This is a genomic window from Paenibacillus sp. NPDC101420 (assembly GCF_050277435.1).
In the GTDB taxonomy this organism is placed as follows: Bacteria; Bacillota; Bacilli; order Paenibacillales; family Paenibacillaceae; genus Paenibacillus_AQ.
On record NZ_JBNNSE010000001.1, the window covers coordinates 1,743,673 to 1,759,179 of the forward strand.

Consider the following 15,507-nt stretch of genomic DNA (forward strand, 5'->3'; position numbering starts at 1 on the left):
ATCAAAGGCGATTGAGAAAAATAAAAATGTATGTTGATAATACAACAAAGAAAGCCGGAGTCATGGCGAAGGCTGACATCAACTTACTCCCCCGGCTTTCCTTTAGCAGTTATTTATTTGACTTTATCAAGCAATAGCGAGATGACTTGAGCACTTTCTGCACGATTTACATTTTCATGCGGCATGAACAATTGGTTCCCACGGCCGCTGATTAGGCCAAGCTCCTGTACAGCAGCGACTGCATTTGCAGCCCAGACGCTGATCGTATCGGCATCCTTAAAATTACTCATGCGGTTAACTGCAGCGTTCTGTCCTGTATGAAACAGATACGCTTTGTAAATCATGGCCGCCATTTCTTCACGGCTTATGGTTTCCTCCGGCGCAAAAGTATCTATACTTCTTCCGGAAACAATTCCCGCTTCGAATGCTGCAGCGATGGAAGAAGCGTACCACTTCGTGGATCCCACATCCTTGAATGTAGCTGAATTCGATGCTTTTATTCCCAGTGCACTAGTGATCAAGGAAGAGAATTCAGCTCTGCTCACATTTTTCTTCGGTGCAAATGCCGTCTCACTTACACCTAAAATAATTTGCTTCGCAGCCATCTTTTTAATTACTTCATTGGCCCAGTAAGATGAATTAACATCTTCGAACGATTTGTCATAGGTAAGAACGGAAAAATTACTAGAATGGCTCACATTTGCCGTCCATTTATCACCTGAAAAGGTTCCACCGACATACTTCAAGCTGCCGTCATCCGCGATGTAATAAATGCCAGTCAGATCCTGGCGAGAATTCTCCTTTACATTCATCTTGATGGTGACGGGTTTGGAGAATTTTTCAAGCGATAACACCGTTCCATCGGCCTTTACAATAGATAATTTGAAGCCGTAGATTTTTCCGGTTGCAGAAATGTTTGCGTGATTTTTTCGTCCAGTTCGTTCAAGCAGTTCTTTGCTTTGCTCTACAGATAAAGCTTCCAGTTCAAAAGATATTTTCGCTTGTTCAAGCTCGCTGCCCATAACCAGCGCTTGTAATTCCTTCAATATCTCTGCGGGAACTTCGATCTCCACATCTGTGTTTTTAACCTTTAGCGCATTCTTGCCGTCATTTGCTGCCAAGTTTACCGGAAAGAGTGCCTTCCATTCTCCCTTTGCCAACTCGAATGACAAGCTGCGCTGACTATCCGGTTTGCTTGCAGGAATCGCAGACTGACTCGGAGGATCGGTTGGACTAGTGGGATTCGTCGGATTCTGCATCTTAACCGGCACATTAAAATCATCAACATTAATATGTCCGAAGCCTCCTGTAGATTGGTCAACCACCTTGATATAAAGCTCCTGACCAATATACTGTGATGCATCCCAGATCTTCCGTTGATACTCCTCATAATTAGTTGCAGTTTCTTTAAATAGTTCTTTTCCGTCTGATGCCCGGACCAGCGCAACATACAGTTTATCGATATCACGCCCTCCGCTGACTAAGAAGTTGATCTTTCCATTCCCGCCAAGAACAAAATTCTGCGATTTCAGCGTTCCAGTTAAGCTATCACCACCAGCTTGCTCGTTGAAGCCCCACAAATGATAGCCACCCGGAATTTTATGCGACGGATTGAAGTAGATCGTTTCCCAGAAAAATTGGGCATCGGTCACATGAGCATCCTGGAAAGCGTCTCCTTCTGCAGTCCAGCCTGTTAAATCGCCTGTGGCAAAGTCATGGTTAGTCAGTTCCGTAATATCGGTATACACGGAGATATCCCAATTGTCAGGTACATCGACCGGAGCAGCCGGTTCACCCGTCAAGGCATTCATATTCCATACTTCCATCGACTTGACCGTAATATTGTTGTCGGCCCAGACCTGCAACCCCAAGGAATCGTATCTTCCTACGTAGACACGTGTGGTCAGTTTTTTCTTGTTATTGGCAAAGGCTTCGACCACTGAACGGTCCAGGAAGATATGCAACTTCAGGTTCTCTCCGTCCAGATCCACATATCCGCCTTGGATGCCATCCACGCGAACATCCGGATCAATGCTGCTCTTAGTCCGGTCCACATTGAAGGTCCCGTCCATCTTATCATAGTAAATAAGCGTTTCCTCCTGGCCGTTATCGGAGCGTCGCACCTTAAGACCGAATTTCTGGGCTTCACCAGGATTAATTTCCATCACAATCTCCATCATGTCACTTTTGATATTCTGGATCAATTGATTGGCAGTCTGCAAATTTTTGTCTACAAAATCAACTAATTTTGTGCCTCGTAAACTCTGCAATTCTTGAATCGGCTCAATGCGTAATTCATCATGCTCATCCAGACTTAATGATATCGGCAGTGCTAGATTATGAGCCCATCCAGCTTGATATTCAGCCTGAGGCGTTCTTACATTCTGCACCATGGAATAAACAACCGTTCTTCCGTCGGGGGTGACCATACCGCTCTCTGCAGTTAAATAGCCGTCGCCTACATCCATTTTGGAAGGTGCGTCCTGATCAGGTATAAATTTATAGTTATCCCGGTCCCAGGTTCCAATCCAGTAAAAAACTTCAACATCTCTTTGTACATCGTTTGCCGGCGGTACTTGCTCTGGCTTTTCATGTGGATTGATTATGAAGATATACTTTTGTTTGCCCAAACTATCCTTGCCTAACGGCAGGAGTACCGGCAGTTCCCATACCGTGCCAAGCTCTGGGTAAAAGCTTCTGTCACTGACGTATAAAGGTCCTTTATACTCCCAGTTGTACATATCGTCGGATACATATACCAAAGCTGTACCGCTGCTGAAGTCTTTAAGACCGGATGTTACTAGCTGATACCACTTGTCTATTTCTTTGTCATACCAAACAAACGGGTCCCTGAACTCGTTATGAATACCGTTTCCGTTTTGCTCAGTTACAGGTTCAGGATATTTTTTCCATTCTTTCAAGTTAGGGTCTGACAAATCAGCCGGAGTTGCCAGCCCCGTTCTTTGATTCGGCGACAAAGAATCGTTACCGGCGGTATAGAAAAGAACAGGGTTTCCGTTGCGATCATATGCTGCACTGCCTGACCAAGCGCCATCCGGATCAAGGGTACCCGCTTCTGGCGCAAGCGCAGGTCTCACATTTTCCCAATGCACCATATCATCGCTCACCCAATGCCCCCAATGAATTTGATGCCAGTATGGGCCTTGCGGATTATGCTGATAAAATAAATGATATTGGCCGTTATAATAAATCGGTGCGTGAGCCTCATTCATCCAGTTTTGCGGAGGCATCGCATGATATTGCGGACGATGCTGATCACCGTCAAACACACTGGGGTCCTCATCAATATCCTCATTTGGAATTAACGGAACTGTGCCACCGTGAAGCGTCTTTACACTCTCATATTCAGTAAGAATTTCTTGACCTGTGAGTGCTTTGTTCTGCAGTTTAACTTCATCAATAAGTCCACTGAACATATTGTAAGAAAACAGACCTGCCAGCTCTACAGGTTTATTATTTTTTCCGATAACCAGGCTTGCTGTAGATGATGTGATTGGAACATTGAGGGGGGTTGCCTGAGAAGCTACTTCTTCACCGTTCAGGTACAATTTAATCTGTCCATCCTTCTTGTCGAAGGTAGCAGCTATATAATTCCATTTGTATTTCTCGAGCGGATGATCATTAACCCATACTTGAATCCACTGGCCACCAATCCCTACCTGCATGGACCACGTGCCGTGCCGGTACATCCCAAGGGAGAAGCCTTCAGCCTTATCCTGATCAGACTGATTCACAATTGCAGACAGCTTATTGCCGTCTCCCCATTCATAGCTGCGCGGAGCAACCCATGCTTCGATCGTTAGCGCATCGCTTACTGGAATCGTATCCTTTGCATTGACCTCAATATCATTCGAGTATCCATCAAACAGAAGTGCGCCGCCTTTTACACCGCGCTGAGTCCATCTAGGATCCTTGGAGGCCATATACCTTGCGTCGCTAAACACATAATTCACATTATGTTGAACATTTTGCATTTCCTCAAGCGCCTTCTTTCCTGCGCCTTCATCAAATTTCATATGAAAAATGTTACCCGTACCATTTGCTTGAAAAGCATCAACGGAGATACTAGCCTGATCAGATTGATCGACAACCTTGATATAAAGCCTCTTATTATAATATTTTTGCATTTCCCAAGAAATCTTCTCATTGGAACCGACAGCCCCAGTTTTTGCAAGTTGGGCGTTGGTGGTAGCATCATATAACGCGACATAGGCATCCTCCGGATGAACGATATCTACAACGGTGAAAGTAATCGTTCCATTCCCCTGAAGTGTGAAGGCACTGGAAGTTAATGAGCCCTCCCCTTCCTTGCTGGACTTGGCATAGTAGCTGCCTTCTTTGCCGGATCCACCTTCATCTGTCACTTGAAATGCATCTCCCTCAACCGTCCAGCCCTCAAAATTTCCGGTTTCAAAGCCGTGATTGGCAATTTCGGTTGGGATGATGTTATCAGCCATAACCCCTTCTTCCGGTACAATTTCATTAAAGGTATTGAAGGCATCCGCAAATATCACCCCCCAATCCGATTGTGCATGGTCGACGATCTCTACATACAATTTCTTGCCGATATACTTGGATAGGTCAGCTTTATACTGCTCCATATTCGCGAGTCTCAAGCCCTGTGCCGGATCTGGGAACCCGGAATCATTAAATTCGCTGTTGCCGTATCTGGCAATTAAGTTTCCTGTATCCGCATCAATGATGCTGACATATGCCTGATCTGTATGCTTGCCTCCGCCTATTCTGAAGGTTATCCAGCCAGTACCTCCTAACTCAAAGGTGCTGGAACGAAGCACTCCTGTTGCCACTTCGTTGTATTTCCAGCCGTTTAGATGGTAAACGCCTTCCTGATTATACGGAATTTGTTCTGCCCACCAGGTGCTTTCGTCTGATACACTGTCTGGTCCAAACGCCTCACCTTCCACTACGGTCCACCCGGTCAAATCCCCTGTTTCAAAGCTTGGATTCTCGATTTGATATCGCTTGAAATCCGGCTTGATATCAGTGGCAATGATCCCTTCGGCAGGCTCGGAATCATAATACATAAAGAATGCATCTGCAAAAATCAATCCCCAGTCCGAGGTCGCATTATCTACTATCTCCACATAAAGCTTGTGCCCCAAATAATTGGACAGATTCGCCTTGTACTGCTCCATATTGGCAAGCCGCATACCCTGAGCGGGATTCGGAAAGCCTACGTCTGTAAATGCCTTATTTCCATATCTGGCAATCACTTGACCTGTATCCGCTTCCACGATATTTAAGTATACCTTGTCAGGATTTTTTGCACCACCAAGCTTAAAGCTGATCCAACCGCTGCCTCCCAGCTCAAAAGTGCTGGACCGGAGCACTCCTGTAGTAGCCTCGTCATACTTCCAGCCATTTAAATGATAAGTGCCTTCTTGGTTATATGGGATTTGTTCTGCCCACCATGTGTTCTCATCCGATACGCTGTTCTCACCAAACGCTTGACCTTTAACAACCGTCCAGCCAGACATATCCCCGTTTTCAAATCCTGGGTTCTGAATTTGATAGACTGCATCCGAAACGGACGATTTTATGTTTGCTTTTGAAATAGTTTCTTCTACCACTGTAGGACCTGGCTCAGCTGCAACCGAGATACTAGGAGCAACAAGCTGAAGTGCCATAACCCCTATCAGCAATCTGGATATCCAAGGTTTTCTGTCTTTAACTTCTCTCATTCAAAAACCTCCTTCATAATTTTTTATTCATGCCGCTTCGATACCTATTTCGCGATGTCCCTTGTGCAAGGATGAATAGTCAATGATGATGAAGGGAGAGGAATTAATTAAAGCGCTTTCAGTCAGAGGATTGCAAATCTTATTAATCATTCATTCTTTGAGCCAAATGACAAGAAGCGCCAAGGCGCTTCTGTTACCATATGGATTGCATCTCCCATATTTCTAAATTTTTGACAAAGGGTTCTCCATCTCCCCATATCTCTAACCCCAAAGCATCCTTACGGCTTGGATACACCCGGGTCGTCAGGCTTTTCAACCCGTTGGCATAGGCCTCGACCATGGAGCGGTCTAAATAGATGTGCAGCTTCAGATTCTCCCCTTGCAGCTCCAGCTTACCACCTTGAATTCCGCTACACTTTTCACCAGGGTGCAGTGTCGTTTTCGTACGGTCTACTAAGAGATTGGCTTCATTAAAATCATAATAAAGAAGTGTTTCTTCTTCTCTATCCGGTGTACACCGAACTTTGATTCCTAGTTGTGTAGCATTGCAGGGTTCTAGTTCCACTTGAATCTCAAGCATGTCCCCTTGGATATCACTTAGTGACAGATTAGCTTCAGCCAAAGACTTATCCCGAATCGACAGCAGTTTCGTACCTCGCAGGGACTGAAGTTCCTGAATCGGCTCAATTCCCAGTCGTCCGTCTTCCCTCTGATAGACACTTAGAGGCAAACCACCATTATGAGCCCAACCCGATTGATATTCGAGTTCAGCCGTCCGGTCGCCTTGAGCTATGGTAAATATGATCTTTCGTCCAGTCTTCGGATCTACCATTCCACTCGGGCCGGTAAAATGGAAATCACCTACGTCAATCAGTTCCGGCTCCTCTTGATCTGGAATAAATGAAAGATTGAGTTTATCGAGCTGCCCAATCCAATAGAATACCTCGACATCTGCTCCCTTTCCTACTGGACTAACCAATAGGAGATGTTTATGTTGGCCCGCTTTGTCTGTTCCCAGAGGGAGAAGCACAGGAAGCTCCCAAATAGGTCCAAGATAAGGGAACTTTTGAATATCCGCTTGAAAGAATGGCCCTTTATACGTCCAGTTCAGCATATCGGGTGACGCAAACCCTAGCGCTGCTCCACCTTCACCTTCGATCCCCGAACCGACCAGTGCAAACCAACTGTCACCTTCCTTCCAGACAAAAGGATCACGAAAATCTCCGAATGCACCCATGCCCTTCTTCTGTACAATGAGCGGCTCCGGATGTTTGACCCACTGAATCAGATCCGGGTCTTTATCCTGAGAATAAGTGCTCCGGGCAAGAGCAACACTCTGATTTGGTGAAGCACTGTCATTTCCCGCTGTAAAGAATAAGACAGGCAATCCGTCTGCATCATAAGTAGCGCTTCCCGACCAGATTCCGTCCGGTGCCAGCTGATCCTTTTCAGGTGCCAGGGCTACGGGAAGATCACGCCAATGGACCAAATCCTCACTCACCCAATGGCCCCAATGAATATGATAAAAGAATGGTCCTAACGGGTTATGCTGGTAGAACAGATGATACTGGCCCTCAAAATAGATCGGCGCATGAGGTTCATTCATCCAATGTGCGGGTGGAGTAACATGGTACTGCGGTCTGTGTCGATCTCTCAGCAGAGGTGTCCGGTCCAGCTTGATTTCGTCAACATGCAGTTGTGGCTTGACGCCTCCGTGCGTAGAATCTAGCACATGCTGATAAGAAGCGGCTACTTCCTCTGCACTTAAGGCCCGGTTATAAATCTTCAGATCATCAATAATCCCACTGAACATCTGAAGGCTGAACACTTCGATCAGCAAGCTACTGTGATTATTCTTGCCAATGAGTAGATCCGTCTCTGCTGCCTCAGCAAGACGGGAACCGCTCGGCACGTCAGTCGAGGCGATTTCAGTGCCGTTGAGAAACAGTTTAATTTTCCCTTGGGTTCCATCAAATACAGCGTTCACGTATGACCATTCATTCTTGGGCAATTCATAGCCTTCAGGAGACCAAAGCTCCTGCCAGGTTCCTCCTTCTAGCCCAATCTGGAAGGACCAAGAGCCGTGCCGGAACATACCTAGCAGATAACCCTGCTTGCGGTCCATATTGTGACGGTTTACAATAGCAGTCAGCTTACCTTCATGACCTAAGTCATAGGAACGCGGTGCCACCCATACCCCAATACTTAGTGCTGACAAGAATTTTTGATCACAGTTTGTGTCTTCTTCTTTAAACGAATGGGTAATAGAAGTAGAGTAACCATCGAACAGAAGTCCTCTCCCCAATACGCCTTCTCTCCACTGCGGACCCATCCGTTCGGTAAATTCCGCTTGATTAAATACTGACTCAATATCATCACGGATCTTGGATACACTCTCCAGAACACTTGCTCCGGTGCCTTCATCAAAGTCCCAGTGCATCATCAGTCCTTGTTCGCTGTTTATGAGACGCATGCATCATTCCTCCCTTATTTCTGTTCTGAGACAGCATCCGGTATATGAATGGATTTAAGCGTATGGATCTGCAGCGAATCCAATACAACTTGCCCAGATGGAGTACTTACTTCAACTCTATCCATTGGAGCATCAGGGAAGATTTGATCTGTCAATGTAACCAAGCCATGATCTGCATACACTTCAACCGCATTGCGATCCAGCCAGATTTGTAGCTTGATCTTCCCGCCATTCGAGACTAATCTTGCACCATGCTTGCTTGCGAATGAAGGATGGAAATCAGTCACACCTGATTTCGAACGGTCGATGAACAGCCATTGCTGAACAGGATCATATCCGATAACAAGCTCACTCAACCCAGAGGATTTCAGCACTATATGAAGCTCTTCACCGGACCGGATATCGATATCTGCTTCAATTTCCAGCAGATCCTCATTCATTTTCTGTAGGAAAGGTGATGCAGGAGTAACGGTGATTCCATTCCAAACCATTGATTCTTTACGCAACTGCTCTATTTCCCGGACAGGCATCTGGGTAAGCACGACACTCCCGTCCTTGCTGGTCAGGGACAAGGTGCGGGGCAGGGTCATAGCCCCCCTCCAGGAACCGGTAGGCGTCTCATTTGCATACTTCCAGTTACTCATCCATCCAATGATTACGCGACGTCCATCCCGTTCAGGAATATCTGACCAGGTAACTCCCGCATAGTTGTCTCTACCATAATCCAGCCACAGGATATGTTCGGCCGGATTGTCATTAATGAACGTCTTTCCATCGAACTCTCCAATGAAATATTGCGTACGCGACCCTTCTGGACAATTGGGATTATCACCGATGCTGATGATAAGAACCCATTTGGAACGCCCGGTGTCATCCACCGGTAGCTGAAACAAATCTGGACATTCCCAAACGCCGTCATGTGAGCCTTCTTCTCTGCCGAATCTACCAGTCAGTGACCATTCACGCAAATTGTCGGATGCATAGAAACGTACATGATCTCCCGCGACAATAGCCATAATCCACCGCTTACTTTGGGCATGCCAGAACACCTTCGGATCCCGGAAGTCTATCAAATCATTCTCGGCGAGCACCGGATTCCCGTTATACTTTTGCCAGGTTTGGCCTTTATCACTGCTGTAAGCCAGGCTCTGACGCTGGCGCGGTTGCCCCGTCTCCGGATGGGTATCGGCATGCGTAAAGATCGCGACGAGTCCATCTGAATCTTCGAATAAGCCGCTGCTGTTATTCCAATCCACTACACAGCATCCCGAAAAGATCGCTCCATGTTCATCCGGGAATAGAGCAATCGGCGCGTGCTCCCAGTGAATCAGGTCTTCACTTATAGCATGGCCCCAATGCATCGGACCCCATTTATTACTGTAAGGATGATATTGATAGAAAAGATGATAGCTTCCCTCATAATAAACTAATCCGTTCGGATCATTCGCCCAGCTCGTGGGAGGTGAAAAATGAAAACCCGGTCTGAAACGATCGGCATTAACCTGTTTTTTGGACTCGGTTTCTATCATGTGGTTAATCTCATCTGTCGTAGGCATAGACCCAAGAGCCCCTTTCCGTGTTGTAACTAACGCTCCACCGGCATTAGCAAATGTTAGTATGTTTTGCAGATTAGTAAGATCACGCAAAGAACTTCCGGTTTCCAGGATTTTATATAATAAACAGCCAAGAAAAGCATCGCCGGCACCTGTTGTGTCAATGACCTTGACTCTAAACCCCGGTACATATCCATCTTGACCAGCTAAACGGTAATAGCAACCCTTTTCTGCTAATGTGACTACGATTAACGTGATATCAAATTGTTGCTGGATCTCCAGAGAACCTTTTTCAACATCGCTAGTACCAGTTATAAAGGAAAGCTCCTCTTCCGATATTTTCAGGATATCGGCATAATTCATGCCCCAGAAAATATTCTGTATGGCTTCCTCCTTACTTTCCCATAATGCTAACCGGATATTAGGATCAAATGAGAGCAAGACTCCTGCTTCCTTGGCCTTAAGCACTGCCGTCTTTGTTGCCGTGCGGGCAGGCTCATGAGTCATAGACAATGAACCAAAATGTAGAACTTTACAGCTATCAATCCGATCAAGTGGGACATCCTTCGAGTGCAGGAAGGTATCTGCTCCCGGCTTTCGGAAAAAGCTGAATGATCTGTCTCCCTGGTCATCCAGATGAACAAAAGCCAACGTTGTACTCGCTTCATTCGTAAATGAAATTTCCGACACATCAACACCGCTACTTTGCAAGGTACTATGAAGCAAAGAACCGAATTGATCCTCCCCAAGCTTACTAATAAGAGCAGATTTAGCTCCTAACCGGGATAGCGCAGCGGCTACATTAGCTGGAGCGCCTCCTGGGTTGCATTCAAACTGTTCATTCCCCCCAGTAGAACGCCCTGCCGGCGTAAAGTCTATCAATACTTCTCCTATTGCGATAACATCAAGCACAGTTTCTCCCCACCTATTATCTATTTATTTATTTTTTTAGATTTGCGTTATAACGATCCAGACCAGTTTGATAGATCTCCATTAGTTCTTTCAGACCCATTTTGTCCAGTGTCTTCAGATAGCCGTCCCATGCCGCATCAATACCGCCATCAACAATAAATTTTCCTCTTTGGGTATTTACATACTTAATCAATTCAGGCTCAATTTTATTGATTCTATCCAATTCCTCTGGTTCAAAGAAAATACTAGGATAGTTTTCCTTCTCCATATATGGATTGTAATATTGCTCCAAATCGTTAGCACGCTGCTGAGCCCGAGGCTCCATATCTACAATTTTTCCGAATTCATCGAAAGTAATGACACCAGGTGCACCCGATCCCGGAGCAACCTTTTGACGGAATTCACCTGCAGAGGCTCCTTCAGGAAGTGGTAAATTCACCAACTTTCCGGTCTCATCCTTCTTGTACACAATATCCAGCGGACCCCAGTGGATTTGAGCAGCCATATAAGGTTCAAACTGTTGGTCGATCCAACGCATGGTGATTTCCGGATTGCTGTTCGCTTTGGTGATTACAAAAGATCCGCGTCCTGGGCCACCGCCATTAGAGCGCCCTATCGTTTGATTCCCATCCGAACCTTTGAGCGGAGACAACAATACATAATCCTTGGCACGTTCGGTTCCTACAACTTCTTCAACTTCCCACCAAACGTAAGATCCCAGCGTCTCATCTGTTGTTTTACCCTTAGCCAAATACTGTGCTGCATCCTGAGTGAAGGATTCCGGATCAATCAGACCCTGCTTATACCATTTTTCATGGAAATAATTTAAAGCTTCTTTATATTCAGGCTGAGTCGCGGTAAAAATCACCTTCCCGTCACGAACAACACGGTGCTCCAGATTATCTGGAAGACCAAAAGCCCCGAATAGTCCCGCAATATCCATACACCATTGCATGTGCATGAAGCTTAGGGGGATCTCATCCTGCTTCCCATTGCCATTTGGGTCTTGCGTTTTAAAGGCTAGCAGGGCCTCAGTGTATTCATCCAGTGTTTGCGGTACTTTCAGCCCGAGCTTATCCAGCCAACTTTTATTAATGACGTGGAAAAAGGGATTGGTTCCTAGGTTATTTTCTTCAAAAGATGGCAGTCCATAAATGTGTCCATCCGGTGCTGTAATAGAGGATTTGATATCAGGCCGGCGGTCGAGAAGCGCTTTCAAATTAGGTGCATACTGTTCAATTAAATCTTCTAGCGGAATAATGGTTCCATCTTTACCGTAATTAATTAACTCGTAATCAGTGAATCCGGCTGTATAAAAGGCATCAGGTAAATCACCGCTCGCGAGCAGCAGGTTTTTCTTTTCTGTATAATCGGTGTCAGGAATGTTCTCCCAGTTAATCTTTACGTTGGTATCCTTTTCCAGACGTTTGAAAATTTCCATTTCCGAGAATTTAGGTGCTAATGCAGCCTTCGGGGATACCATTCTTAAAGTCACTGCTTCGTTAACAATCGGAAGACCGGTTTTATTAAAAGTTGCTTCCTGATTCTGATTGGCAACTTGATTATTTGATCCGTTACCACTTCCCGAACATCCACTCACTGCAAATGCTCCAGCCAACATTACAATTCCCGCACCTTTAAATAAAGATTTCATTCTACATAACCTCCCCTTATTTTGTCCCACAAGCGAAAATCATATATTGCTTTTCCTCAGTCATCCTCTGATCCTGTGCATTCCCCCCTTCAAAACCCTATCCGCCTCATCCCTTGATCGAGCCGATCATTACACCTTTAACAAAGTACTTTTGTAGGAAAGGATACAAAATGAGCAGCGGCAGACTGGATACCATGATGACACCGTATTTGATCAGTTCTGTAACGCGCATCTTAGCTGCATAGGATTCCACATCGATCATCATTCCCGAACTGACCTGATTCTGAACAAGAATGTTGCGGAGCACCAATTGTAGAGGATACTTGCTCTCATCATTCAGGTAGATCAAAGCGTCGAAGAAACCATTCCAGAAACCGACCACATGATACAGCACCATCACCGCCAAGATGGACTTAGACAAAGGTAGGACAATGCTCCAGAAGAACCTCGTGTTGGAACATCCGTCAATCGATGCTGCTTCCCATAATTCATCCGGGATAGAAGACTGAAAAAAGGTTCTAACAATGATAACGTTGAATACACCACCTGCCCCTGGAATGACTAATGCCCACATCGTATTCAGCAGGTGAAGATCCTTGATCAGCAAATAGGTTGGAATCAGCCCACCGCTAAAAAACATAGTGACTAGTAAAAACCACATAATCACAGACTTCCCGGCCAAATCTCTGCGGGCTAACGGGTAAGCCGCAAACACAGTCACGGCTACTCCGATTAATGTCCCGAAAGTCGCATAAAGAATTGAATTTCCATATCCGATCCATATGGAGGAATCAGCAAATATTCGCTCATAACCATCCAGAGTAAAGCCTTTCGGAAACAGCCAGACCTCACCTGAGTAGATATAATTGGGGTCACTGAATGATGCTACCAGAACAAAATACAAGGGATATAATACAAGCAGCATAATGATGGTCAACAAAAAGTAGTTGATTATGTCAAACCATACATCCCCACTGCTCTTTCGCTTCGTTAATTGGTTCACAATAAGCTCCTCCTTACCACAGACTAGTTTCTGTCATCTTTTTGGCGATCCGGTTAACAGTGAAAATTAGGATAATATTGATTAGTGAATTGAACAGACCGACTGCCGTAGAAAAGCTATATTGAGCCTTCTGAATCCCCATTTCATATACATAAGTCGGGATAATATTGGAGGTGGCATAATTTAAATCACTCTGCATTAGGAATGCCTTTTCAAAACCAATGCTCATAATGTTGCCGAGAGCTAGGATCAGCAGGATAACGATCGTCGGTAAAATGCTTGGAATATCCACATACCATACACGCTTCCATTTACTGGCTCCATCCATAATTGCAGCTTCATGAAGTTCGGGATTGACACCTGCAAGAGCAGCAAGGTAGATAATGGTGGCGAAGCCTGTTTCCTGCCAGATGCCTGACAGTATATACAAAGGTCGGAACCAGCCTGAATCGGCCATAAACAGAATGGGATTTCCTCCGAACAAGGTGATGACGTGATTTACAATTCCGCTATTTGGAGACAGAAAAACATTAAGCATGCCGATTAGCACAACGGTTGATATAAAATGTGGTGCATAGATTACTGTCTGAACAAATTTCTTGTATTTTTTCCCCATCATCTGATTTAGCATAATAGCAATGATGATTGGAGCCGGGAAGCCAAACAACAATGAAAGGAAACTGAGTGAGAGCGTGTTCTTGATAATTGCCCAAAAGTTATAGGTATTGAAAAAGTCTATAAAGTGCTGGAAGCCTACCCATTCACTTCCCCAAATGCCCTGACTTGGCGAAAAATCCTTAAATGCAATCTGCACTCCATACATCGGGTAATACTTAAATACGAGATACAGAATAATAATCGGTAGTAAAAATAGGTACAGTTCATAGTCGCGCTTAAACCTGCTCCAGGATTTACGTTTTGGCTTGATCATGGAACGATTTGCCCCGCTAGTAGTTGAATTCACGCTTAATCTCCCTTTCATATAAAAGCATCCTTTTTTGAAACGTTTCCAATTTAGGTTGTGGATAACCTTAGTGAGTCGATCTATACCAATAAACATCCTAATTTGCTGATGTTTTAACAAATATTATATAAGAGCTATGCATTCCTAATTATTTTTGAAACGTTTCCAATTTTATAAAGAAAAACATCAGTTAATAGATTTCTTACACAGGATGCTCTGAAGTTTTTCGATCCAAATGGGATCAGGTAGTTTCACCTTGCTTGAATATAACAGGAATACGATACACTTGCTTATCTAAAGCTACGCCATCAATCTTGTCATAGAGTAGTTTGATTGACATGCGTGCCATCTCTTCCACCGGCTGCCTGATCGTTGATAAGATAGGATGAAAATAAGGATTATCCTGTATGCCGTCATAACCGATGACCTTAACATCTTCTGGAATACGAATGCCCAGCCTGCGTGCTTTGTCTATGTAGTTGGCAGCCAACATATCAGTAATAGCAAAGACACCATCTACATCTTTATGCTCGTTGAGAAACTCGTTAATATAAGCACTGTCATCCACAATGGGATCAGGTTTCTCGTAGATCACATAATCGATTCCTAAAGATTCCGCTTCATGAATGAATCCTTGTCTCCGGTTCATGGTTTCGCTGAAAACCGAAGTGACGCTTCCCATAAAAGCCGGTTTCCTAGCCCCAGCTTTCACAAGCTCCCTTAAAGCGATACGTCCGCCCTCATAATTATCTGAAGTTACACAGGTAATCTTCTTGTTAAAGTGTCTATCGATGCTTACAATCGGAATATCATTGCTCACATTGTTCTCGATATCGTTGTAAGTGATGCCAACAATACCAGCCACTTTGTTCTGACGGAGCATTTCGAGATAATATAACTCCTTTTCGGGTTTCCCACCGCTATTGCATAACATAAGCTTAAAGCCCTCGCGGTCCAGTTCATCCTCAATGTAGTATGCAAGCTCAGAAAAGAATGGATTCCAAATGCTTGGGAGCAGCAGAGCTACCATCTTGGATTTTTGCATCTTAAAATTCCGGGCCACTTCATTAGGAAAATAATTCAGTTCTTGTATGGCTTCCTCCACTTTTATGCGTGTCTTGGGTTTTACAGCCCCAGAGTTGTTAATGACTCTGGACACGGTTCCAACAGCAACGCCCGCTAAGTTAGCTACATCTTTAATGCTTGTCATTTAACACCCCCGAAC

Annotated in this window: 7 protein-coding genes; all 7 read right to left on the reverse strand. The window is 44.9% G+C overall.

Annotation, left to right across the window (positions count from 1 at the left end; genetic code table 11):
* Positions 1-113 precede the first annotated feature (113 nt).
* Complete coding sequence (locus ACQKMP_RS07555) at positions 114-5,723, reverse strand: S-layer homology domain-containing protein (RefSeq protein WP_427469102.1); 5,610 nt, start codon at positions 5,721-5,723, stop codon at positions 114-116.
* Between the two features lie 193 nt (positions 5,724-5,916).
* Complete coding sequence (locus tag ACQKMP_RS07560; RefSeq protein WP_427469103.1) at positions 5,917-8,196, reverse strand: GH32 C-terminal domain-containing protein; 2,280 nt, start codon at positions 8,194-8,196, stop codon at positions 5,917-5,919.
* Positions 8,197-8,210: 14 nt separating this feature from the next.
* Positions 8,211-10,661: a PfkB family carbohydrate kinase gene (locus ACQKMP_RS07565; protein WP_427469104.1), complete on the reverse strand. Its 2,451-nt coding sequence runs from the start codon at positions 10,659-10,661 to the stop codon at positions 8,211-8,213.
* Between the two features lie 28 nt (positions 10,662-10,689).
* On the reverse strand, positions 10,690-12,315 hold the full coding sequence (locus ACQKMP_RS07570) for an ABC transporter substrate-binding protein (RefSeq protein ID WP_379422868.1): 1,626 nt from the start codon (positions 12,313-12,315) through the stop codon (positions 10,690-10,692).
* 106 nt (positions 12,316-12,421) lie between these two features.
* Positions 12,422-13,318, reverse strand: coding sequence for a carbohydrate ABC transporter permease (locus ACQKMP_RS07575; protein WP_379422870.1), 897 nt, complete (start codon positions 13,316-13,318; stop codon positions 12,422-12,424).
* A gap of 13 nt (positions 13,319-13,331) precedes the next feature.
* Positions 13,332-14,300 carry an ABC transporter permease gene (locus ACQKMP_RS07580; protein WP_379422872.1) on the reverse strand — a complete coding sequence of 323 codons (969 nt, stop codon included), beginning with the start codon at positions 14,298-14,300 and terminating at the stop codon, positions 13,332-13,334.
* A 223-nt stretch (positions 14,301-14,523) separates the two neighbouring features.
* Positions 14,524-15,492 (reverse strand): LacI family DNA-binding transcriptional regulator, encoded by a 969-nt coding sequence (locus ACQKMP_RS07585; protein ID WP_427469105.1) that lies wholly within the window; start codon positions 15,490-15,492, stop codon positions 14,524-14,526.
* Positions 15,493-15,507 lie beyond the last annotated feature (15 nt).

What these genes read in the sequence shown, in the direction of transcription:
- ACQKMP_RS07585 (WP_427469105.1), bottom strand. Translation starts at nt 15,492, where the DNA reads ATGACAAGCATTAAAGATGTAGCTAACTTAGCGGGCGTTGCTGTTGGA.
- ACQKMP_RS07580 (WP_379422872.1), bottom strand. Translation starts at nt 14,300, where the DNA reads ATGAAAGGGAGATTAAGCGTGAATTCAACTACTAGCGGGGCAAATCGT.
- ACQKMP_RS07570 (WP_379422868.1), bottom strand. Translation starts at nt 12,315, where the DNA reads ATGAAATCTTTATTTAAAGGTGCGGGAATTGTAATGTTGGCTGGAGCA.
- ACQKMP_RS07555 (WP_427469102.1), bottom strand. Translation starts at nt 5,723, where the DNA reads ATGAGAGAAGTTAAAGACAGAAAACCTTGGATATCCAGATTGCTGATA.
- ACQKMP_RS07560 (WP_427469103.1), bottom strand. Translation starts at nt 8,196, where the DNA reads ATGCGTCTCATAAACAGCGAACAAGGACTGATGATGCACTGGGACTTT.